Source organism: Vibrio qinghaiensis, assembly GCF_002257545.1.
Lineage (GTDB): Bacteria > Pseudomonadota > Gammaproteobacteria > Enterobacterales > Vibrionaceae > Vibrio > Vibrio ordalii.
Genome location: NZ_CP022742.1, coordinates 1048204 through 1069966, shown reverse-complemented (window position 1 = coordinate 1069966; position 21763 = coordinate 1048204). Strand labels below are relative to the sequence as shown.

Below are 21763 nucleotides of genomic sequence, written 5' to 3'. Positions count from 1 at the left end.
TATATCGGTATGAAATTGTGACAGATTGGCAAGATAACCAACCCATATTCCGTCAGCTAGCCGACAAAATTACCGAGCAGATCCTACAAGGTATTTGGCTAGAAGATAGTGCGTTGCCTTCGGTAAGAACCGTTTCGGCAGATATGAAAATCAATCACTTAACTGTCATGAAAGGCTATCAACTGCTTGTTGACGAAGGCATTGTTGAAAAAAGACGAGGTCAAGGTATGTATGTCGCGAAAGGAGCGCTAGCGCAATTACAGGCGAAACAAAAGCAGCACTTTTTAGAGCAACAGATCCCAGAAATTGCACAAACACTCAAGCTATTGGCGATGCCGCTTGAGGATTTTATCAACCAACTACAACAGCATATTGAAGGTGACCAATGAATCCATTCGTCGAAGTCAACGGTGTATCTAAACAGTACGCAAAGCATGCCGAGTCGGAAGCTCTGCAGAATGTGAGCTTTAAGCTCTACGCAGGACAGGTGCTAGGTTTGCTCGGACATAATGGTGCGGGCAAGTCGACCTTAATTAAGTCGTTGCTCGGTGCTCACCACTATCAAGGTGACATTTTGATCCAAGGCTTAAATCCGATTACGGAACATGCGCAAGTGATGGCGCATCTTTCCTACATTTCAGACGTCAATGTGTTACCAGATTGGATGACGGTTAAGCAAATTTTGCGTTATACGTCAGGCGTGCATCCCAGTTTCTCCTTAGACAAGGCCACGCAAGTCCTTGCACAAACCAACATTCGTTTATCAAGTAAAATTCGTACCTTATCAAAAGGGATGAAAGTACAACTGCATTTAGCCATTGTGATTGCCACCGATACCAAAGTGCTGATTTTGGATGAGCCAACTCTTGGCTTGGACCTAATCTACCGTGATACCTTCTATCGTCACTTACTCGAATGGTTTCATGATGGTGAGCGTGCCTTGATTATTGCTAGCCATGAAGTATCGGAAATTGAACATTTGCTAACGGATGTGCTGATCTTGAAGCAAGGTAAGGTCGTGCTGCAAGACTCAATGGAGGCGATTACACAAGAGTATTTTGTTCTAGAGGCCAGTAACGCACATCAAGACGTTATCCAAACCTATCGTCCTTTGGCATCTCAGCCAAGCTTGGGAACAACAAAGTGGTTGTTGACTTCAGAACACCGTCAAGTCGTTGAAGGGCTTGGTTCTATTTACAGTGTAAAACTTGCTGAACTATTTCTTGCCTTGCAGAAGGAGAACGCATAATGCACACCAGTATTTATATGCTTGAAAAAGAGCTGATTGAAAACAAAAATGTTACGCGTATTCCTTTGTTTCTATTGGTATGCGGAACCCTATTGTTCATCAGTTTATTAATGAACAATACACTGCAACATAACTTGTTTTTTGAGATGGAATTTGGTGGCGACATCAGCGATGTCCATATCGAATTTGTGGATGATTTCAACACCTTTATCATCATGCTTGTTGGTTTTATTTCGCTAATGCTCAGTTCACTCTATTTCCCCAGAACATTCCGCAAGGAGCGTAAAGAGGGAAGCTCAATGTTCTGGCGCAGCATGCCAGTGACGAACAATATGACTCACATAGTAAAACTGGGGTTTGGTCTATTTGTAATCCCTGTGATCTGTTCCGTGTTGGTCATTTGTGCGGACGTTCTGCTGTGGGGGCTTAACTTGGCGACAGAAAACCGTTTAGCCCTACTATTTGAACAACGTTCTCTAGGATATGCCGTTCAACACTGGTTGAATTACCTCAGTATCATGTGGGTGATTGCTGTGACGATGCTGCCATTGGCCTGCTTTACTTTAGTTATTTCACAGATATTTAATTCGCCGATCCTTGTGATGTTCGTGGGCGGTTTCGCGCTTAAATGGATCTCGATTGTTATGCTGAATTCTGACATTGTAGGGGAGTTTTACCACGCGATTTTCAATTTGCCGTTGCAGTTAATGACTTCTTCAAACATGTTCACGGCTTTCGAAGGTGCTGGTTGGGGTAATTTATTTGTGTATATCATGATTGGTATCGCCAGCTACTGGATTAGCCACAAGCTCTATAGTACTGATGAACTTTCATTGAAGTCACTGTTGACCCGATAAGTTTCTGGTTAAGCTTAATCAAAAAGAGAGCGTTTGTTCTCTTTTTTTTCGCCTACTTCCTGCGGTTACTATGGTGAGGATAGAAAAGGTTAGACCAGAAAAATTCACTCAAAATTAGAAATTAGTTCCAAAGTGATCAGTAATCAACTCTCATGACTAACATGATATAAATGTGTTAAATGCACCATGCTATTTTGTCGTCCTTTGTGAGCAATGACAAAGACGTGGACCGCTTCAAGTTTTATTTTGAGGCTTGAAATTATAATGTCCAATTGATCGAGAATTCTATCGGTTTGAGTTAAATTACTATTACAAATAGGTCTACCTATCTATGTTTAAAAAACTGTCGTTAAAAAACAAACTGGCGATTTCTGCCAGTGCTGCCATTATTCTTGGAGGACTACTCGTTGAAGCATTGTCGTATCGAGCTGCTCTGGAGCGATTAGATATTGATGTTGAGCAGCGACTGCAAAGTACCACCGCTTCTTATAATCAGTATGTCACGGACTGGTTATTGTCGAAAGAGCGTGCTTTAACCTCGCTGTCGCAAGATGCCGAGAAACAAGCCATCGTGACACATTTAAAACAAGTTCGAGATTCTGCAGCGTTTGACAACGTATTTCTTGCTTACCCCGACGGTTCGCAAAACAACGCTAATGGTGTCATCTTGCCGCCGGGGAACGATGATCCGCGCAAATGGGGCTGGTATACAAACGCTAAAGCAAACCCATCAAAAGTGTTTATGGATAACCCAACCGTTGCGGCGGCAACGGGCGCTAATGTGGTTTCATTAGGTAAAGCACTGAATTTACATGGTCAACAAGTTGTTTTAGGCGCCGACGTAGAAATTACTGACATCCTCAACAGCATGAAACAAGTTATTTTGCCAGGTGAAGGGTATATGTTTATTGCTAACGATAAAGGCAATATTTTTACCCATAGTGATACTAAGTTGCTCAATAAAAGTGTTTCTGATCTGGGTTTAAATTTCGCTGATATCCGCCAAGCGATTGCGAAAAGCAGCGATTTATTGGTGGATATTCGAGGTGAGGAGTATGTTCTCTACGCCCGAAGCATCAGCGGAACGAATCTCAGTACTGTTGTGGTCATCAATCACGATTCGCTCATCGCACCTTTATCTGAAGCTACTTTCAGCCAGCTCATTGTTACTGCCGTTGTGGTCATACTCTGTACCCTGCTGTTTAACTTATTGTGTAATATTTTGTTCCGTCCTTTGAATAATGTTTCTCAAGCGTTGGCACAAATTGCAAACGGTAGTGGTGACTTAACCCAACGCATTAAGGTTGAAAATAGTGATGAAGTTGGCGAACTAGCCAATAATTTCAATACCTTTGTGGAAAGCTTACAACAACTTATTGGCCATATTCGTCACCAGTCTCATCAATTGGAAGCGCAATCAGAACATGGCGCGCATCGCGCTAATCAATCGGCATCAGAGCTTAGTCACCAGCAGCAAGAAATTGTGATGGTTGCTACTGCAGTCACTGAAATGGCGTCGGCAACGCAAGAGATAGCCTCTCACGCAGAGCAAACGGCAAGAGCAGCGCAAGACTCGGCAACCAGCACCAATAATGGCCATGCTTTGGTGATTCATACCAAAGGCTCGATCAATAACTTGGCAAAATCAGTGAGTGAGGCCAGTGGCGTGATTGCCGCACTAAACCAACACGCGCAAGAGATTTCGACCGTACTGGCAACCATTCAAGGCATTGCAGAGCAAACCAACTTACTTGCGTTGAATGCGGCTATTGAAGCTGCGCGAGCCGGTGAGCAAGGCCGAGGTTTCGCAGTAGTAGCAGACGAAGTTCGTGTGCTTTCTCAGCGCACCCATACTTCTACCGAAGAGATAAAATCAACCATTGATACCCTGCAAGAAACCACTAAACGTGCGGTATCGTTGATGCAAAGCAGCTCAACGCTCGCTGAGAACTCAGTGGAAGATGCCGATAAAGCATCCGGTGCGCTTGAAGAAATTAAAGCAGCGGTTGCCTTGATCAGTGATATGGCGACGCAAATTGCGACAGCAGCCGAAGAGCAAACGCATGTGACTAGTGAAATTACACAAAATGTTACTTCTATCAAGGATGTGACGGAGCAACTGGTCATTGGTGCAGAAGATAGCTTGAGCCAATCCAATGAACTCAAGCAGCAAGCGGAAGAGCTGAGTGCAAAAGTGGCGACATTTAAATTAGCCTAACGGTTGTTTCTTTTTTATTCAAAAGGCTCTGCGGAGCCTTTTTTTGATCAGATTGTTATATTTTCTCACTTAGTGAGAAAGCGAGTCTGTTATTAATCTTAAATTCTCGATATATAAGAATCATAGTTGAGGCGTGGAATAAATGAGGCTAAAAAGAAAACATGAACGAAACGAAATTATCGGCCAGCCAAGTTAATGAAAAGTCACTGCAATTATTGATGCAAGTGGCGGTAAATGAAGAGCCAGTATCAGCGAAAACCTTGAGCGAACAATTGCAAGTTCCGCTGAGTAGTTTGTACCGACATCTGAAGATTTTGAAAGAGTGGAACTTGATCGAAGAGAGCCCACACGACAAAACGTTGATCATCGGTTCGGCGGCTCTACTTTTAATGCGCAGTTATGAAACGAGTCAACACAATTTAGATGCAGTCGATGCGGTGTTAAGTCGATTACAAAAACAGACAGGCGAAATGGCGGCATACATGGTTCCGGTGGGATACCGAGCCTTGTGCGTTAGCCAAAAAGAAAGTATGCAGGCACTTCGATGCAGCTTCGTCCAGGGTCAAAGTCAACCCCTGCTTCGAGGTGCCTCATCTAAAGTGATGTTGGCGTATTTACCCGCTCCGCGCTGTGAAAAAATTCTTCGTTATTTTGGTGAAGACCACCAAATGGAAAAATGGCAGACAGAGTTGGAAAAAATACGTCGTAATGGGTACGCCGTGAGCACGTCAGAGATTGATCCTGGTGTTTCCGGAATTAGTGCCCCTGTAATGAAAGGGAGTAAGTTGATCGGCGCAATTTCAGTGATGGCTCCAGCCCATCGTGTTGAAACCAACAAGCAGCGGATCATTTTACATGTATTACAGGCAGCAAGAGCGTTGCCACCAGAAAGGTAATTCATAATGCTAAGTTTATTCAAACGCTACCGTATGAGTCGTACACAGAGCCAACCCGCTTATCCATTAACGTTCATGACACTCTGTGAGCAGATAAAGCCAATGTCTCAAGTAGAGTTTGAATTTGCTCAGCAAAGCCTTGAATTTGCATCAGATTGGCTCTATCAGCGTCAATCCACGCCTTGTTACTCTGATGCGGGACATATAGTCGTCAAAGATAAAAATGCCACCCGTTTTCAAGACACCTTGAGTCATCAATTAGCACTGAGCTCAGTGCCCGTCGTACTAGCGAATTGTCACGAAATGCTGCTCAATGCATTACCAGTGATGGCTTTTGAGAATGACGAAGTTGGTATTGTGAGTATCGGACATCATTTTGAGCTGAAACAAACGCTGGACCTACAAGTTGGCTCTGCATTTCATTTTGCACTCTCTCGCTATAACAATACGCGCCTATTTTGTATTGGGATTGATGAAATGCATCAATCTAATCAAGTGTGGGAGTATGCAGAAGATTTAGGCTGTGATTGGTTAACGCTGAATGAGTGTGGTTTTCGTCATCGTAATCAACTAAAAAGCCAATTAGGTCACTACATAGAGCATTGTGATCAACTGATCGTGACGATTGATTTAGCCTCTTTAGTTCCGGGAGTGGGGGTTGATGAGAATCATGCGTTAGATAACCAGATGGTATTAAGAAGCCTAAGACAATGTGTGTTATCAGGTAAGATAAAACTCATCCAATTGATCGGTGCGAAAGAGAAGTTGATTTATTCTAAGCAGACCAAAGAAATTTTAGATGAGCTATGTGCTTTGTCACCGGATGTGATCCACGCTGCTTAGTTTTAGTGTCACCGTTAAGCAATCTAAATTTAACATATTTGTCACGATAGACCGCTATGCTGCTTGCAAAATCCAATAACAAGACAAGTAAAGTCAAGGAGCAAACATGTGGAAGCGTGATGAGCAAGAGTCTCAATTTAGTGAAATGATCGAAGCGAGACTCTCTCGCCGCCGTTTTATGGCCAGTAGTGCGGCAGTCAGTGCTGGTGCATTTTTATCCTTAAACCCAGTGGCTAAAGCTGTGGCGGCAAAGTCGAGCTCTTCACTGCTCAACTTTGAGGCTATTCCAGCATCAACGGCTGATAAAGTCATTGTGCCTAAAGGGTACAAAGCGACGCCATTGATGTCATGGGGTGACCCAATTTTTGCTGATGCGCCAGCATTTGACCAAAGTGGTAAACAAGATTCGCGAGCACAAGAGCTTCAATTTGGTGATAACACTGATGGCATGAGCTTCTTCCCAATTTCGGATGATCGCGGTGTGCTTGCGATTAATAATGAATACACCAATTACGAATACTTGTTTGATCACAAAGGCAAATCGATGACAGCAGATGATGTGCGTAAAGCACAAGCCGCTCATGGTGTGACGATTGTGGAACTAGTGAAACGCAATAATGCATGGCAGGTTGATCGCCAAGGCAAACGTAACCGCCGCATTACGGCGAATACCGAAATGGTCATAACTGGCCCTGCCGCTGGACATTCGCTGCTTAAAACTAAAGCAGACTCCACAGGTAAACGAGCATTGGGAACCTTGAATAACTGCGCTAATGGACAAACACCGTGGGGCACTTATCTTACCTGTGAAGAGAACTTCAATGGATATTTTGGAACAACCCAAAATGCGGTAACGCTCAGCGCTGATCATAAGCGCTATGGTGTTGAAGCTAAACCCAGTGATTATCAATGGCATCAGCATGATGAGCGTTTTGATGTTGCCAAAAACCCGAATGAGCCAAACCGTTTTGGCTGGGTGGTAGAAATCGACCCTAACGATCCAACATCGATGCCACTCAAACGCACGGCGTTAGGTCGTTTCAAGCATGAAAATGCGGCGCTTACACTCAATAAAGATGGCCATGCTGTGGTCTATCTGGGCGATGATGAACGCGGTGAACATCTATACAAATTCGTTTCAAAAAATCGCTACCAAGCTGGTAACGATGCGGCGAATCGCAACTTATTGGAAGAAGGAACCCTTTTTGTTGCTAAGTTTGATATGAATGAGCAAGAGCTGAAAGGTTCAGGAAAGTGGCTTGAATTGACCTTTGGTAAAAATGGTTTAACACCAGAAAACGGTTTTAATGATCAAGCTGAAGTGATGATTTTTGCTCGCCGTGCGGCTACTCAAGTTGGCGCGACAACAATGGATCGCCCTGAATGGGTTGCTATTCACCCTGATAATAAGCACGTGTTCTGTACGCTGACCAACAATAAAAACCGAGGTAAAGAGGGACAACCTGTTGGTGGTCCTAACCCTCGTGCTAAGAATAACTATGGCCAAATTGTTCGCTGGATGCCAGCCAATGATGATCATACTAGCACCGTGTTCGCATGGGATCTCTACTTGATTGCGGGCAACCCAACGGTACATAAAGGCGATCTCTATGCGGGCAGCGACAATATCTCAGCAGACAACATGTTCAACAGCCCAGATGGTATCGACTTTGACAACGCGGGTCGCTTGTGGATTCAAACCGATGGCAACTATTCCAACAAAGGGGATTTTGCCGGGCAAGGCAACAACCAAATGTTGTGCGGGGATCCAATTACTGGTGAAGTCAAACGTTTCCTAACTGGGCCGATTGCTTGTGAAATAACAGGGTTAACTTTTTCACCGGATCAAAAAACCATGTTTGTTGGCGTTCAACACCCTGGGGAAGATGAAGCGCCATCGCATTTCCCATACGGTGGAACCACCAAGCCGCGTTCGACCATTATGATGATCACTCGTGAAGACGGCGGGGTTATTGGCGCATAAGCCCTGATCATTTACGCTGAAGGGAGCTACGGCTCCCTTTTTAACATTCCTGCTGTCGGTCAACGCTGTTGCCATCATCCATTCACGGTCTTGCCGCCTCCTATCTTGCACGAAAGAAGACGTTGTTTCGGTTGGGCAGTAGATGGTCCTGTTTGCCTTTCCTACACGTTATGCATGAATTCTTTGTGTCAGGAAAATAAGTAAAAAGGGTGAGGTCGGGGCGATTATTTTCCCTCAAATTGACAATCGCTTGATACGTTCTTTGCGTGTCGTCCGTTATTATGTTGATCTTCAATAATCCAGCGGTGTCTATTGAGCGTGAAAAAGCAAATCCAAATCAAAAAATCGGGCTTAGTACTCTTAGCCTTGTTCTCGTTGCTGTTAGTTCCCATCTCATTGGTTGGGTCTTCGATTGATTTGACCACACCAGTGAGCGATGGCGTCGGTGCATTTTTTACCTATTTAACCGATTCGGCTGGTTGGCAAGGTTTTGGCTTTACCTTTGCTTTATTGGCTTTTTTGGCAACACGGACAGCGACTTCCCGCATTGAACTGCTTAACCGCATTATTCAAATTGGCTTGTTATTGGTGATTGGTATGGCTGCCAAAACCGGTTTAAAACATCTGACAGAGAGCCCGCGTCCGTACACCAAATTAATGACGTATGAGTTACTTATCCCAAACCCTGCGCATTTTTATAAATTGAGTGAATTACAAAAAGAAAGTGTGATGACCGACATCGCAACCCAAGTCAGTGACTGGCGTCTACGTCACTGGCAGGGTGAAAAGGACTATTCATTTCCCTCTGGTCATACGATCTTCGCTGCTATTTGTTTGGCTTTTTTTGGTGGCCTGTTTATTGAACAAAAGCGCTATGTTTTTGCAGCGGGTCTACTGCTTTGGGCATGCGGAGTTGCCTTTAGCCGTTTATGGTTAGGGATGCATCGTCCGGTTGATTTATACGGTTCCTTGCTGTTTGTTAGCATGATTTACCTTGTGATACCCAAAGTGTACCCCTTAGATCACCCTAAATTAAAACCACTATTAACGCGTCTTCATCTCTGTTAACCGTTAACGAGCCATCATAAAAAAGCCAGCACATTTAAACGTGCTGGCTTTTTTGTAATCACATTTTACAATCACATAAGTAACGGCAATCAGGCAAAGAAGGAGGAAGCCACACCAATCAAACCACCGAATACTCCACCCCAAACAACCAACCAGCCAAGGTGCTGTTTAATCATCTTCTGTACCATCTCTTTCACCAATTTAGGCGTGAGTTCATTGAGACGTTGATCGATGATGTTTTCGATGTTAGCGGTGATCTCTTCAATCATCTCAGGAGCTTCTAACTGCTCTTTGAGCGCTTGTTTAACGCTATCGCTCTGGCTGATATCAATCATAGATTGCTGCATTTTTTCGACAAACGGTTGCTTGAGTGGTTGTAGCGCGTCGGTTCCACCAAACATCGCCAGCATGCCGCCAAATGGAGAGTTTGCAATCACTTCGACCAAAGAATCAAAGGTTGGGTTGAAGTCAACTTTGGCAATCACAGGCTCAAGATCCAACGTTTTACTGCCCGTCATCTCTTTACTGAGGAAGCGGTCAATATTGGACTGGGTGAAAAATTGCTCCATCATCAGGCTCTTGATTGCGGTTTTGAACTCTTCAAAGCGGGCAGGTATCACCCCCGAGCCATATAGTCCTGGCACTTTTTCAAACAGCATGTGAATCGCAAGCCAGTTGGTGATTGCGCCAGAAAAGGCAAATAAGCCTGCATAAAGTGCAATGGTGTTATCCAGTTGATAGCCCGTTGCAAGGAGCGCTAGTGCAATGATATTAGTGAGTAAGCTCTTGTTCATAATCCTAATCTAGTCAAGTAAAGGGAATGGGCGAATTCTAAGGAAAAAGAGTCAATTGTGGAAGCATCAACGGAGCGCAAACTCCGTTGATAAACCATTAAGCAACTTCAACGTCGTCGCAACCGATAAAGCCACCGGTTTGGTGCGCCCATAGGTGTGCATAAATGCCGTTTTGAGCGATCAACTCCTGGTGTGTGCCTTGCTCAACGACGTTACCTTTATCGAGTACGATCAACCTGTCCATTGCGGCAATGGTTGATAAACGGTGGGCAATGGCAATCACGGTTTTGCCTTGCATCAGCTCATTTAAGCTCTCTTGAATCGCCGCTTCCACTTCGGAGTCGAGTGCGGAGGTGGCTTCGTCGAGTACCAATAGTGGCGCATCTTTTAACAGCACGCGGGAAATAGCAATTCGCTGGCGCTGGCCGCCAGACAGTTTTACGCCGCGCTCGCCCACTTGCGCATCATAGCCTAGGTTACCAAATGGGTCGGTGAGTGTTTCGATAAACTCATGCGCGTGTGCCTGTCGGGTGGCTTGCAGCAGTTGTTCTTCGCTCGCATCAGGGTTGCCATACAAAATGTTATCGCGGATCGAGCGATGCAGCAGTGAAGTATCTTGCGTCACCATACCAATTTTGCTGCGTAATGAATCTTGGGTGACGTCATTGATCGCTTGCCCATCGATGCGAATTTGACCACCTTCAACATCATGAAAACGAAGCAGTAAATTAACTAAAGTCGATTTGCCAGCGCCAGAGCGTCCTACTAAACCCACTTTTTCACCCGGTTTAATGGTCAGGTTTAAATGGTTAATAACGCCTTTATTCTCGCCATAGTGGAAACTCACGTCATCAAATTCGATGCCACCTTGTGCAACCTGCAACGGTTTTGCGTTAGGTTTATCTTCAATGGTGATCGGTTTCGAGAGGGTTTTCATGCCATCCACGACTGTGCCCATGTTTTCAAAGAGTGCACCGACTTCCCACATGATCCATTTCGACATGCCATTAATGCGCAATGAAAGGCTGATCGCAATCGCGATGGCACCAATACTGATGGCACTCTGCATCCATAGATAAATCGAAGTCGCCGCAATCACGAACACCAAAATATAGTTGGCGAGTTCAACGCACAGGTTAAAGCCAGTCACTAAACGCATTTGGCGGTGAACTGTGTCTAAAAAGCTCTCCATGCCTTGTTCGGCATAGTCGGTTTCTCGGCGGGTGTGTGAGAACAATTTGACCGTGGCAATATTGGTGTAGCTATCGACAATGCGCCCCGTCATGGTTGAGCGAGCATCGGCTTGTTCTGATGCCACTTTTTTAAGCTGTGGTACAAAGTGAAGTTGAATGCAAATGTAGGCCGCGAGCCAGACGAGCATCGGCACCATTAAACGCCAGTCTGCTTGCGCCAACATCACCACAATCGCAGTGAAATAGACTGACACATAGACAAACACATCCAAGGTCTTCATCACTGTTTCGCGGATGGATAACGCCGTTTGCATCACTTTAGTGGCAATTCTTCCCGCAAAGTCATCTTGGTAAAAAGAGAGGCTTTGTTTGAGCAGATAACGGTGCGCCAACCAACGGATCGACATGGGATAATTGCCGAGCATAGTTTGGTGGATCAACAGTGAATAGATGCCAATCAAAAGTGGCATGATCACGAGTACCAAAATAGATAAACCGATCAAGGTGTCTCGGTTCTCATTTAGGAAAGTCTCTGGGTTACTGGATGAGAGCCAGTCCACCAGTTGGCCCATAAAACCGAACAGTGATACTTCAACAACGGCAATTAACGTGCTGATTAACGCCATTAACATGAGTGGTTTTTCAAAACCGCGCGTGTAGGAGCGACAAAAGGCCCATAAGGTCGCAGGAGGCTGTTTGGGTTCCTCTTTGGGAAAGGCTTGGGTAAAGCTTTCAAATTTTTTATACATCGAAAATCCTTATGCCAATTCTCGCTAAAGTATGAGAGACCAAAAGCCTAGAACGCGAGAATCTAACGTTGAACTCCTATAAGGGGAGTAAATGATGGAGTAAGCCGAACAGAAGTATAACGAAATCACAACATAAGTGGCGGATTACTTTTCGCGCTTGGCTCTAGAAAATGGCGCCTGATTAATACTGTGGTCAATGCAGCAAGCATCGGCTCGAATGGTCAGTAACGTCCATCGGGTGAAAAAGTGAAGTGAGTTAAATATCGTTATCGACGATAAGAGAACCATCAACGAGTTGCGCTACTTTTAAGTGAGTTTTTACTGTGAATATTTTTTGAATAAGGGTGAATATTTTTAGGTGTGATGGGGATTTTGCCGTAATTTTTAATGTGAAAAGTAGTTTTCTCAGTAATTAATAGGAGTTATTCGATGAAATAACCAAAAATTCAGTCAATGTTATTTTAACATTATGCTTACAATTGGCCTAAAGTGAGTAGAAGGGAAAGTTTCTATGATGTTGCAGGAACAAGTGATCACACAGCCAGCCGTGAATACGGTGCAAAATGCCAATTGTGTCGTAATGGTGCCGCCAAAAGAGTTCAAATTTAACGCTCAAACGGCGCAAGATAATGAATTTCAACACCAAGTTGCATTGAGTACCGAACAAGTTCGCATCCAAGCCATGGCCGAATATCAAAGCATGGTTGAGACACTGCGTCTCGAAGGCGTGCAAGTGGTGGAGTTTGATTACCCATTATCTGAAGTGGAAACGCCAGATGCCGTCTTCCCTAATAACTGGTTTAGCACTACGCCAGAGGGAACCTTGTTTACCTTTCCGATGGCTTGTAAAAATCGACAGCAAGAAGTGCGCCCACAAGCGTTGATCGAAACCCTTACTTTGTCAGGCCGTAAGGTATTTGCGCAAGATTCGTTGCTCGCGTATCAAGACCAGCAGGCTTATCTTGAAAGCACCGGTGTGATGGTGATTGATCACCTTAATCGAACCATCTATTCGGCGTTGTCACAGCGCTGCGACCGTGAAGTGTTAGAGGAGTACGCCAAACGTATCGGTTATGATCGCGTGGTCTCTTTTCAAACGGCGTTGCCTTCAGGCCAACCGGTTTATCACACCAATGTGATGATGGCGGTTGGTGAAGCATTCTGCGTAATTTGCGATGAAGTGATCCCGGAGTTTGAACGTCGTTTTGTGGTTAAATCACTGGCCAAAGATAAGCAGATCATCTCAATTTCACTTGAGCAGATGAACGGTTTCTGCGGCAACATTTTACAATTGGAAACGGCGGCAGGAGATAAAGTGATCGCTATGTCGCAATCGGCGTTTGATGCCTTTTCGCCGGCGCAGCGTGCGCAGCTGGCCAGTCACGGTAAGTTACTGCCGTGTAATGTGAAGACCATTGAGGATATTGGCGGTGGTTCGGTGAGATGTATGCTCGGTGAGATTTTTCTTCCTACGACTGGCTAATATCGAGTGCTTCAAGGGAATGGTTCGGAAACTCTCATTTGGTTTGAATAAATTTGCTGTAGGTACTGACTCTGCCGTTGATGTACTCAATACCGCAGTGAATGCTGTGTTCGTTATTGCCAACAATCTGATATTCGACAATAAATTCACCACTGATCACTTTGATAAATAAGAAACCGTCGATGACTTTCCATAATCCTTGCAGTGTTTTTTCACCAAACAGATCTCGCTCGACCAACGTGCCATTCGGCTTTAAATGCAAGGCAGAAGAAAAACCGTCTACATTCACTTTTACCCAAGTATGCTGGTGGGCCTCAAAGCTTAATATTTTGCGTCGACACTTAACCCACTCTGCCACTGCTTGCTCTTGGGTTGGGGTGAGCGTAGGGAGCGCTTCCATTTCTAAAAGGGTGTGATGCTTTTCATACCAGAAGAGTTGTAAGTGAAGTAATTTCATTGGTTCTCAGAGTGTTATGCATCGGGGCGTTATCAAAAAGCAACTCTGCGCGATTGTGTTGTTGATGTCAATGTTTGCTAAGAAAAGAGACCGCGCTCACGGGGGGGCGGGCGCGGCTTTATCCAAGTTCAGGATAAATAATGCATAAAAGATGCATCGGAGCACGATTTATCGATTGAATAAACGGGCTATAGGTTAAATAAACGAGCTATAGGTTAAATAAACGAGGCAAATCTGCGGCGTCACACGCTTGGTTTAATCGCTGTTGAGCGGTACGAATGTCGCGCTTCCAATCTTCATTTTGTGCCCACATCTCAATCACCAGCGGAGCAACGCAGTGTGTCTTTTTCAAGGTTTGGAAAATGGCGTCGAAATTAACCTCTCCTTCTCCAATCACTAAATCTCGAAATTGGCCAGCGTAGTTTGGGGTGACACAATGGGTATCTTTAAGGTGGATCTGAGTAATGTGAGGCATACCAAGTGCCAATTCAGTACACACATCGTAGTTCCAACCTGAAATGTTGCCTACATCTGGATACGCCATAAAATAGGGTGAGGGTACTTGCCGCTTGAGAATTTCGAACTTGCTCAGTGAGTTAAGATAGCGGGTATCCATGATCTCCACCGCCAGCATCACGCCAGCACGCTCGGCCAGTTTGGCGGCAAGCTGCATGCCTTCAATGAAGCGTTGATGAGTTTCTTCATTAGCGGGTTCGTAATAGACATCATAGCCTGCGAGTTGAATGGTACGAATACCCAGTTTGTAAGCTAAGGTAATCGCTTTCTCCATGTGCAAAATAGCTTGCTCTCTAATGGCGGGGTCTGACGAGCCAAAAGGAAACTTACGGTGCGCACTTAAGCACATCGATTGGAGCGGGATTTGGTATTGCTCACACCATCTTCGTAGCTGATAGATGGTTGCATCATCCCAGTCTAAGCGTTGACGACGTTGATCCGACTCATCGACGGATATCTCTAAAAAATCAAACCCCAGCTCTTTCGTTGTGGCGAGCTTTTCTTCCCAACTGAAATGATTGGGGAGCGCTTTTTCATACAACCCGATACGTTGGCGTGGCAAATGCTGATACATACGGCCTCCTAGCACCAAAAACGATCGATTTGACTGCGCAGTGCTTCGGCAGTGACGCGACCTTTTTCACCGACCAATGCACGCCCCGCAATGAAGGTTTTGGCCTTAATGCCTTCAAATAAATAGAGATCTTCGGGCACGATGCCACCTGTGATGGAAAGCTCAAGCCCCATATCGGATAGAGTTCGCATCTTCTCAACATCTTCGCTTGTCCAACCAATACCGGCCAGTTCGGCATCTCTTGAACGGTGATAAATGGCTTGGGTGATGCCAAGATCAATCCACGCTTGTGCATCAGCAAAGGTCCAGTTGCCGTAAATTTCGATTTGGATTTCGCCATCCAGCTCATCGGCGACTTTCTTACACGCACTGATGGTAGCGATATGCGCTGCGGCAGAAACGGTGATCCAATCCGCGCCAGCTTCAAATGCCATCCGCGCTAAAATAGCGCCGCCATCGGTGGTTTTCATATCGCACACGAGAATATGGTCAGGGTGATTATGGCGTAACGTTTTGACGGCTTTCATGCCTTCAGCAAAGGCGAGGATGGTGCCCACTTCGATGACATCAACAAAGCTTGCTACGTTTTTTGCCACTTCGATGGCAGAAATAAGGTCAGTTTGGTCGAGAGCGATTTGGATCATTGGTTTAGTCATGAGAGTTATCCTTGAATTTTGTCACAGATCAAACGGGCGAGCCCGTCGTGATTGTTATCGGTTGTACAAATCAGTTTGGCGTGGGATTTCACCGTATCGTCGGCATTGAGCATCGCCACACCGAGCCCGGCGTAGTCGAGCATTGAAATGTCGTTATGGTTATCGCCGACAGCCAGCACGTGATTAGCGTGGTAGCCAAGCGATTGCACATATTCAGCCAAGCGCTGACCTTTACTGTTGCCTTTGGCAGCAAAGTCGATGCGATTCGACCATGAACGCTCACCGTTGAATGTCTCTTGTACCCAAGCTTGTTGGGCAAGGCGTTCAACGGAACTCGGTAGCCCTTCAACCACAAATTTCCAAATAAACGTTTCTTGCTCGACACGGTGACGAAACGAGTCAATTTGCTCGATTTTGGGCTGTGCCGTCGGTGGATACTGGTTGGCCCATTTTTCCAACGCTTGCATGTAGGCGATTGGGCTACGCTTGGAATAGGTCATCGCGTCGGTCACATACATCACCAGTTTCATTTGAAACTCTTTAGCCAAAGCGAGAAAGCTCAATGCATCGTGCTTGGCAATAGCATTGTGCTTGAGCACTTTTTCATTTTGGTAGTCATACACATACGTGCCGTTACAGCAGATGATGGGGGTTGTGAGCCCCAACTCTTGATAATAGGGTTTAGCCGCCGTGTGGTGACGGCCGGTCACGATCACCACGTGGCAGTGTTGCTGCGCTTGTTGAATCGCTCGCTTTAGCTGAGGATGAATGGTGTGTTCATCAGTCAACACCGTGCCATCAAGGTCGAGCGCGAGAACTTTATACATAGCTGCTACCTTTGGCCGTAGTAAGCGTTATCACCATGCTTACGTTGATAGTGTTTATCGGATAATTCCGGTTGAATTTTGATGCCACTGTTGAGTGAACGAGTAGCCAGCGCCATGGCAGAAATCTCCTCCAAGACGACGGCGTTATGAACCGCATCTTTAGCATCTTTGCCCCAAGAGAAAGGAGCATGCCCGGCGACAATCACACTTGGCACCGCCATCGGATCAATGCGCCGATGTGTGAACTCTTCGATGATCACAAGGCCGGTGTTTTTCTCATACTGGCCAGCGATTTCATCGCAAGAAAGTTTGCGTGTGCAGGGGATGTCACCGTAAAAATAATCGGCGTGAGTGGTTCCTAAAGCAGGAATGTCAATGCCCGCTTGCGCCCAAATAGTGGCACTGCGCGAATGGGTGTGTACCACGCCGCCAATCTCTGGATAAGCTTTATAGAGTTCGAGGTGAGTGGCGGTATCACTGGATGGATTAAGTGTGCCTTCCACAATCGCGCCGTTAAGGTCAACGATCACCATGTCATCGACTTTCATTACATCGTATTCCACGCCAGAAGGTTTGATGGCGATGACGCCCTTCTCGCGGTCTATTTCTGACACATTACCCCAAGTAAAAGTGACTAAACCGTATTGGGGAAGCTTAAGATTTGCCGCAAATACTCGCTGTTTTAGTTCGCTATACATGACATCCTCACTCGACCAATTGCGCCGCTAACGCTTGATCAATCACTTGGTAAACATCCTGCGCGGTACGACAACGGCGCAGTTTATCGAGATCAACGCCTGTCTCGCTCTCTTCATCATCCAGCACTTGGGTTACTTCCATTAATCCTTCCATATGCTGATCAGACGAGCTGCCCGCTAAGGTGATCAGCACATCGACCGGTTCATCTTCGCCGTCAAAATAGACAGGCGTTTGTAGCGTCACTAAAGCAAAGGCGGTTCTGATCACGCCATTTTCAGGACGAGCATGAGGCAGGGCAAGATTAGGCGCGATGACGATGTACGGGCCTAATTGTTCAACGCTGCTGATGATGGCATCGTGATAACAGGGGTGGATGGCTCCTGATTTTATCAGCCTATCCGTACCGATTTTGATCGCCTCTTGCCAAGTGCTCGCCTGTGCATTTAATTGGATGGAATCATTGTCGATCAGTGATTGTTTCAGTCCCATGGTTCTATCTCCAGAGTGGGTGCCAGTGCGTCTGGCACCTATTGTTGTTTTTGTACTTATCGTTTTGTAGCCAATAGCTATTTCAAAGTGACAAAGTTTTTATCGATGATATCGAGCAGCTCATCACCAAAAGAGTTCGGATTCAGCATGTTTTGTACGCCGAGCACAAATTTGCCTTCTCCGGGCTCCATCTCACCAGAGAGATGTTTTGATGAGACGATGATGTCGGTGGTGGCGAGCTTAGATTTATAATCAGACACTGCGCAGGAATCCATCACGTGTGGAATGCCTTTTTTCTCCAGATACTTACCGATTTTCATCTTCATCATCATTGAGGAGCCTTGCCCATTACCACACACGGCTAAAATGCTGACCGGGCGCACGCCATCACTGACTTTCAGTGCTTGTTCGACGGCGGCGATGACTTCTGGATCGTCACTGATGTTTACTAAACCTTGTGCATCTTCCTCTTCACGCAGTTTTTTAGAGGCGAAGAACATGTACACACCAGCCAATGCAATCAGCACAAAGAAGAACAGTTTTGAGACGGATAAGCCTTGCATGATTGGCGGGAAGACTAGCGCCCAGTCGGCCATGCCCATCCAGCCACTGAATTCGGTGCCGTATTGGTTGAAGATGTGAATGGCCCATGCTGAGCCCACTACTTCGATGATACCCATCACAAAACAGATCTTCATGACCGCGCGCCAGCCGCCAAAGTGGTTGGCAAAAACACCAATGGTCGCGTTGGAGAAGAACATCGGGATAAAGCCGGGAATGATCATGATCGGTGCATCAAAAGCGAGCATGGCCAGCACCGCCGTAAATTGACCAATCGCGCCCCACATAAAACCAAACACCATGGCATTAGGTGAGAACGCGTAGATAGCGGCGCAGTCAATGGCTAACACCGCGTTAGGAATGACGCGCTCTGAGATACCTTTAAAGGCTTCAGACAGTTCGGCAACGAACATACGCACACCCGCTACGATAACTTGAATCGCTACCGCAAATTTAAGGCCAGTTTCCAGAATGTAGATAGACCAATGGGTTTTTCCCGCCATTGCTTGCAGGTTGTCTAAACCAAATGAGAGCAAAATAATGCCGAAAAATAGCGTCATCACAATCGCGGTTGCGGCAATACTGTCGTGGAAAATGTGCAACCATTTAGGCAGCTCAAGGTGGTCGACACTCTCGTTTTTGTCGCCCAATTTTGGGGCAATCTTAACTGCAATCCAAGACGCGACTTGTTGCTGGTGGCCGATGGAGAAACCGGCTCCACCCGTGACGGCTTCGGTGGGTTTGAACATAATGTTGGAGGAGATAGACCAGTAGAGCGCCATCAAAACAGCCGAGTAAAGGATGGTTTCCCACATGCTTGCGCCCAGCACAAGGTAGAACACCGCAATTAACCCTGCCTGTTGGAACATAATATGCCCCGTTAGCATGATGGTGCGAATGCCTGTGTAGCGGCGCAGCAAAACGAGCAAGATGTTGATCGCCAGTGCCAGTAGCACGGTATAGCCGACCCAAGAATAATCATCCCCCATGATTTCCATGGTGGCCATCATTGAGGTGTACGGGTCGATAACCGAGCCAGTTAAACCATGATATTCCGATAATTTCTCAATCACAGGCTTAAAGCCTGCCACTAAGGTCCCTGCACCCACTTGTACCAACATAAAGCCGACGATGGTTTTGATCGACCCTTTAATGATGGTGGTGGTGTCTCTTCTTAATAACCAGTAACCGATAAGGGTGACTAAGCCCAGCAGCAAAGGTGCTTTAGTCATTACTTGGCTATAAAAAATGTAGAAGATATCGTAGATGAACTGCATATCTTTACCCCTTGATTCTCTTATTTATCGTTATGTGTATTCCCGTCTTACTCGAAGCTGGGTGTAGGTCAGAGTGGTTCAGCAAGGTGATGCTGATTTCCATCTTGTTTTGCTCACGAAATAGACTTTACCAATCAAAACTAATCATTCAATGCTCATTTGTGATTATTTTGATTTTTATCAATTTCTCCACCAGCGGGAGACATTATTTGATACTCAAGTCACAGTTGAAATTTTATATCAAATAAAATCAATGACTTATAATTTATTGTGATCGAGAGGGAAGTTTTGTCCGTCCAGTGTTTGACATTGTGATGGATGAGAAATAGAATCAAAACAAATCATAAATAATCACCAAGTAATCACTTGATGAAAAGATAAGGTGATAACCATGAACGAAGTACAAAGACATAACGAGATACTGTCTTTGCTAGACAATATGCGCACCATCAACGTCACGCATATTATTGAGAAATTTAACGTGTCACCAGCAACGGCCCGCCGTGATATTTCTAAGTTAGATGAGCTAGGTAAGCTGAAGAAAGTTCGCAATGGTGCTGAACGCTTAGAGATTAGAAAGCGAGCGTGGACGCCGTTAAATATCGACAGTACGGATCATTTCCATGAAAAATCACAGATTGCCATGGCTGCGGCTAAGCTCTGCAAACCCGGTGACAGTGTGGTAATTAACTGTGGTTCGACTGCCTTCTTGCTCGGTAAAGAGTTGTGTGGCCAAGATGTTCAAATTGTGACTAACTACTTTCCACTGGCCAGTTATCTTATCAATGAAGATCACGACGATGTGATCATCATTGGTGGGCAGTACAACAAAGCACAAAACATTTTTCTCAACCCGGCCCCTGATTCGTTAGGTGGCTACGCCGGGCATTGGATGTTCACCAGTGGTAAAGGGCTGACGGAAAATGGCCTCTACAAAACCGATATGCTTACCGCTGTTGCCGAGCAACAAATGCTAGAGCAAATCGGTAAGTTAGTGGTGGTAGTGGATAGTTCTAAAGTTGGGCAGCGTACGGGGATGCTATTTTGCCCCGCCAGCAAGGTTGATATTGTTATCACTGGCAAAGCCGCCGATCCGCAAGTTATCCAAGCGCTACAGCAGCAGGGGACAGAAGTGATTCTGGTATAAAAAGCACTTCGCTCTACAGATTCTAATAATAAACACAGGCTCAGTGTCTTCACCTTTGGTTAAGACGCTTGGCTCCCTACATCCAACATTTGTCTAACTGATCGTGAAATAAAAGGTGTTGCTATGAGTAAAATTGATGAAATCACACGCGATTCATGGGTTCTAAGTACGTTTCCTGAGTGGGGAACTTGGCTGAATGAAGAGATAGAAAAGACCGAGGTGGAAGCCAACACTTTTGCTATGTGGTGGCTTGGTTGTACAGGCATTTGGCTAAAAAGTGCCGGGAATACCAATCTTTCGATCGATTTTTGGTGTGGGACGGGTAAGAAAACGCAAAAGAATCCGCTTATGAACCCACAACACCAAATGATGCGGATGGGGGGCGTGCGTGAACTGCAACCCAACTTAAGAACGTCTCCTTTTGTGTTGGACCCATTTGGCATCAAAGAGATTGATGCGGTGCTGGCGACGCATGATCACGCTGACCATATCGATATTAATGTCGCAGCGGCTGTGCTGCAAAACTGTGGTGAACATGTGAAATTTATTGGGCCACAAGCTTGCGTCGACCTGTGGCAAGGCTGGGGAGTACCGAGTGAGCGCTGCATTGTGGCGAAAGTGGGTGATTGCATTGAAGTCGGCGATATCAGTATCCGAGTACTGGACTCTTTTGATCGCACTGCGTTGATTACGCTGCCTAAAGGTATCTCATCTTATGATAAGGGGATTCTTGATGGTATGGATGATCGCGCGGTCAACTATCTGATTGAAACCTCAGGTGGTTCAATCTATCACTCGGGTGATTCGCATTATTCGAACTATTATGCAAAACATGGTAACGACTACAAGATTGATGTGGCGCTACTCTCATACGGTGAAAACCCACGTGGTGTGACCGATAAAATGACATCTTCTGACATTTTACGTGCTGGAGAGTCATTAAATTGTGAAGTGGTGATCCCATTCCATCACGATATTTGGGCTAACTTCCAAAATGACCCGCGTGAAATTGAAGTATTGTGGCAAATGAAAAAAGATCGTCTGCAATACGGTTTTGCACCTTTCTTTTGGCAAGTAGGTGGTAAATATACTTATCCAACCGATAAAGGGCGTATGCACTATCAACATTTCAGGGGCTTTAAAGATATTTTTGTCGATGAACCAGAGCTGCCTTTCAAAGCATTCCTGTAATGTTCTGAAAGCAGAAACTAGAGAAGAGAAAGAGG

At 45.5% G+C, this 21763-nt stretch carries 20 protein-coding genes; 11 read left to right on the top strand and 9 right to left on the bottom strand.

All coding sequences use genetic code 11. The features are described from left to right. Positions 1-17 precede the first annotated feature (17 nt). The 8 genes from CCZ37_RS18540 (at position 18) to CCZ37_RS18505 (ending at position 9115) form a co-directional block, all read left to right on the top strand. Positions 18-389, top strand: coding sequence for a GntR family transcriptional regulator (locus CCZ37_RS18540; RefSeq protein WP_026028428.1), 372 nt, complete (start codon positions 18-20; stop codon positions 387-389). Continuing rightward, entirely contained in the window at positions 386-1249 is an 864-nt protein-coding gene (locus CCZ37_RS18535; protein ID WP_094502024.1) for an ABC transporter ATP-binding protein, read from the top strand. The genes CCZ37_RS18540 and CCZ37_RS18535 overlap by 4 nt, the downstream gene beginning before the upstream one ends. Beyond that, positions 1249-2106 (top strand): hypothetical protein, encoded by an 858-nt coding sequence (locus CCZ37_RS18530; protein ID WP_088733114.1) that lies wholly within the window; start codon positions 1249-1251, stop codon positions 2104-2106. The genes CCZ37_RS18535 and CCZ37_RS18530 overlap by 1 nt, the downstream gene beginning before the upstream one ends. 331 nt (positions 2107-2437) lie before the next feature. Next, positions 2438-4324 carry a methyl-accepting chemotaxis protein gene (locus CCZ37_RS18525; RefSeq protein WP_094502022.1) on the top strand — a complete coding sequence of 629 codons (1887 nt, stop codon included), beginning with the start codon at positions 2438-2440 and terminating at the stop codon, positions 4322-4324. 161 nt (positions 4325-4485) lie between these two features. Then, entirely contained in the window at positions 4486-5220 is a 735-nt protein-coding gene (locus CCZ37_RS18520; RefSeq protein ID WP_010316838.1) for an IclR family transcriptional regulator, read from the top strand. Between the two features lie 6 nt (positions 5221-5226). Then, positions 5227-6063, top strand: a complete 837-nt coding sequence (locus tag CCZ37_RS18515) for an arginase family protein (protein WP_094502020.1) — start codon at positions 5227-5229, stop codon at positions 6061-6063. Positions 6064-6169: 106 nt separating this feature from the next. Next, on the top strand, positions 6170-8047 hold the full coding sequence (locus CCZ37_RS18510) for a PhoX family protein (protein WP_094502018.1): 1878 nt from the start codon (positions 6170-6172) through the stop codon (positions 8045-8047). A gap of 312 nt (positions 8048-8359) precedes the next feature. Then, positions 8360-9115 (top strand): phosphatase PAP2 family protein, encoded by a 756-nt coding sequence (locus CCZ37_RS18505; protein ID WP_081480661.1) that lies wholly within the window; start codon positions 8360-8362, stop codon positions 9113-9115. Between the two features lie 89 nt (positions 9116-9204). Here CCZ37_RS18505 and CCZ37_RS18500 read toward each other — a convergent pair whose 3' ends face one another. Beyond that, complete coding sequence (locus CCZ37_RS18500; RefSeq protein WP_094502016.1) at positions 9205-9909, bottom strand: DUF445 domain-containing protein; 705 nt, start codon at positions 9907-9909, stop codon at positions 9205-9207. Positions 9910-10006: 97 nt separating this feature from the next. Continuing rightward, positions 10007-11851: an ABC transporter ATP-binding protein gene (locus CCZ37_RS18495; RefSeq protein ID WP_094502014.1), complete on the bottom strand. Its 1845-nt coding sequence runs from the start codon at positions 11849-11851 to the stop codon at positions 10007-10009. A 511-nt stretch (positions 11852-12362) separates the two neighbouring features. Between CCZ37_RS18495 and CCZ37_RS18490 the strand changes: the two genes are divergently transcribed. Beyond that, positions 12363-13334: an arginine deiminase-related protein gene (locus CCZ37_RS18490; protein ID WP_094502012.1), complete on the top strand. Its 972-nt coding sequence runs from the start codon at positions 12363-12365 to the stop codon at positions 13332-13334. A gap of 34 nt (positions 13335-13368) precedes the next feature. Here CCZ37_RS18490 and CCZ37_RS18485 read toward each other — a convergent pair whose 3' ends face one another. The 7 genes from CCZ37_RS18485 to CCZ37_RS18455 all read right to left on the bottom strand — a co-directional run bounded on the left by CCZ37_RS18485 (position 13369) and on the right by CCZ37_RS18455 (position 19390). Then, positions 13369-13791, bottom strand: a complete 423-nt coding sequence (locus CCZ37_RS18485) for a hypothetical protein (protein ID WP_094502010.1) — start codon at positions 13789-13791, stop codon at positions 13369-13371. Positions 13792-13999: 208 nt separating this feature from the next. After that, on the bottom strand, positions 14000-14881 hold the full coding sequence (locus CCZ37_RS18480) for an L-ribulose-5-phosphate 3-epimerase (protein WP_094502008.1): 882 nt from the start codon (positions 14879-14881) through the stop codon (positions 14000-14002). An 8-nt stretch (positions 14882-14889) separates the two neighbouring features. Then, on the bottom strand, positions 14890-15537 hold the full coding sequence (locus CCZ37_RS18475; RefSeq protein WP_010316854.1) for a 3-keto-L-gulonate-6-phosphate decarboxylase UlaD: 648 nt from the start codon (positions 15535-15537) through the stop codon (positions 14890-14892). 5 nt (positions 15538-15542) lie between these two features. Next, positions 15543-16364: a Cof-type HAD-IIB family hydrolase gene (locus tag CCZ37_RS18470; protein WP_094502006.1), complete on the bottom strand. Its 822-nt coding sequence runs from the start codon at positions 16362-16364 to the stop codon at positions 15543-15545. A 5-nt stretch (positions 16365-16369) separates the two neighbouring features. Further along, positions 16370-17062: an L-ribulose-5-phosphate 4-epimerase gene (locus tag CCZ37_RS18465; protein WP_010316858.1), complete on the bottom strand. Its 693-nt coding sequence runs from the start codon at positions 17060-17062 to the stop codon at positions 16370-16372. A gap of 7 nt (positions 17063-17069) precedes the next feature. Next, positions 17070-17552, bottom strand: coding sequence for a PTS sugar transporter subunit IIA (locus tag CCZ37_RS18460; RefSeq protein ID WP_010316860.1), 483 nt, complete (start codon positions 17550-17552; stop codon positions 17070-17072). 77 nt (positions 17553-17629) lie between these two features. Beyond that, the gene (locus CCZ37_RS18455) at positions 17630-19390 is read right to left on the bottom strand and encodes a PTS ascorbate-specific subunit IIBC (RefSeq protein ID WP_026028425.1); all 1761 of its coding nucleotides are present in this window, start codon (positions 19388-19390) and stop codon (positions 17630-17632) included. Positions 19391-19781: 391 nt separating this feature from the next. Between CCZ37_RS18455 and ulaR the strand changes: the two genes are divergently transcribed. Next, positions 19782-20537, top strand: a complete 756-nt coding sequence (ulaR, locus tag CCZ37_RS18450; protein WP_094502004.1) for an HTH-type transcriptional regulator UlaR — start codon at positions 19782-19784, stop codon at positions 20535-20537. A gap of 123 nt (positions 20538-20660) precedes the next feature. After that, complete coding sequence (ulaG, locus tag CCZ37_RS18445; RefSeq protein ID WP_094502002.1) at positions 20661-21728, top strand: L-ascorbate 6-phosphate lactonase; 1068 nt, start codon at positions 20661-20663, stop codon at positions 21726-21728. The last annotated feature ends 35 nt before the right edge of the window (positions 21729-21763 follow it).

Coding starts and splice junctions, on each gene's coding strand:
- CCZ37_RS18535 (WP_094502024.1), top strand. CDS start 386: ATGAATCCATTCGTCGAAGTCAACGGTGTATCTAAACAGTACGCAAAG.
- CCZ37_RS18530 (WP_088733114.1), top strand. CDS start 1,249: ATGCACACCAGTATTTATATGCTTGAAAAAGAGCTGATTGAAAACAAA.
- CCZ37_RS18525 (WP_094502022.1), top strand. CDS start 2,438: ATGTTTAAAAAACTGTCGTTAAAAAACAAACTGGCGATTTCTGCCAGT.
- CCZ37_RS18520 (WP_010316838.1), top strand. CDS start 4,486: ATGAACGAAACGAAATTATCGGCCAGCCAAGTTAATGAAAAGTCACTG.
- CCZ37_RS18515 (WP_094502020.1), top strand. CDS start 5,227: ATGCTAAGTTTATTCAAACGCTACCGTATGAGTCGTACACAGAGCCAA.
- CCZ37_RS18510 (WP_094502018.1), top strand. CDS start 6,170: ATGTGGAAGCGTGATGAGCAAGAGTCTCAATTTAGTGAAATGATCGAA.
- CCZ37_RS18500 (WP_094502016.1), bottom strand. CDS start 9,909: ATGAACAAGAGCTTACTCACTAATATCATTGCACTAGCGCTCCTTGCA.
- CCZ37_RS18495 (WP_094502014.1), bottom strand. CDS start 11,851: ATGTATAAAAAATTTGAAAGCTTTACCCAAGCCTTTCCCAAAGAGGAA.
- CCZ37_RS18490 (WP_094502012.1), top strand. CDS start 12,363: ATGATGTTGCAGGAACAAGTGATCACACAGCCAGCCGTGAATACGGTG.
- CCZ37_RS18485 (WP_094502010.1), bottom strand. CDS start 13,791: ATGAAATTACTTCACTTACAACTCTTCTGGTATGAAAAGCATCACACC.
- CCZ37_RS18480 (WP_094502008.1), bottom strand. CDS start 14,881: ATGTATCAGCATTTGCCACGCCAACGTATCGGGTTGTATGAAAAAGCG.
- CCZ37_RS18475 (WP_010316854.1), bottom strand. CDS start 15,537: ATGACTAAACCAATGATCCAAATCGCTCTCGACCAAACTGACCTTATT.
- CCZ37_RS18470 (WP_094502006.1), bottom strand. CDS start 16,364: ATGTATAAAGTTCTCGCGCTCGACCTTGATGGCACGGTGTTGACTGAT.
- CCZ37_RS18465 (WP_010316858.1), bottom strand. CDS start 17,062: ATGTATAGCGAACTAAAACAGCGAGTATTTGCGGCAAATCTTAAGCTT.
- CCZ37_RS18460 (WP_010316860.1), bottom strand. CDS start 17,552: ATGGGACTGAAACAATCACTGATCGACAATGATTCCATCCAATTAAAT.
- CCZ37_RS18455 (WP_026028425.1), bottom strand. CDS start 19,390: ATGCAGTTCATCTACGATATCTTCTACATTTTTTATAGCCAAGTAATG.
- ulaR (WP_094502004.1), top strand. CDS start 19,782: ATGAACGAAGTACAAAGACATAACGAGATACTGTCTTTGCTAGACAAT.
- ulaG (WP_094502002.1), top strand. CDS start 20,661: ATGAGTAAAATTGATGAAATCACACGCGATTCATGGGTTCTAAGTACG.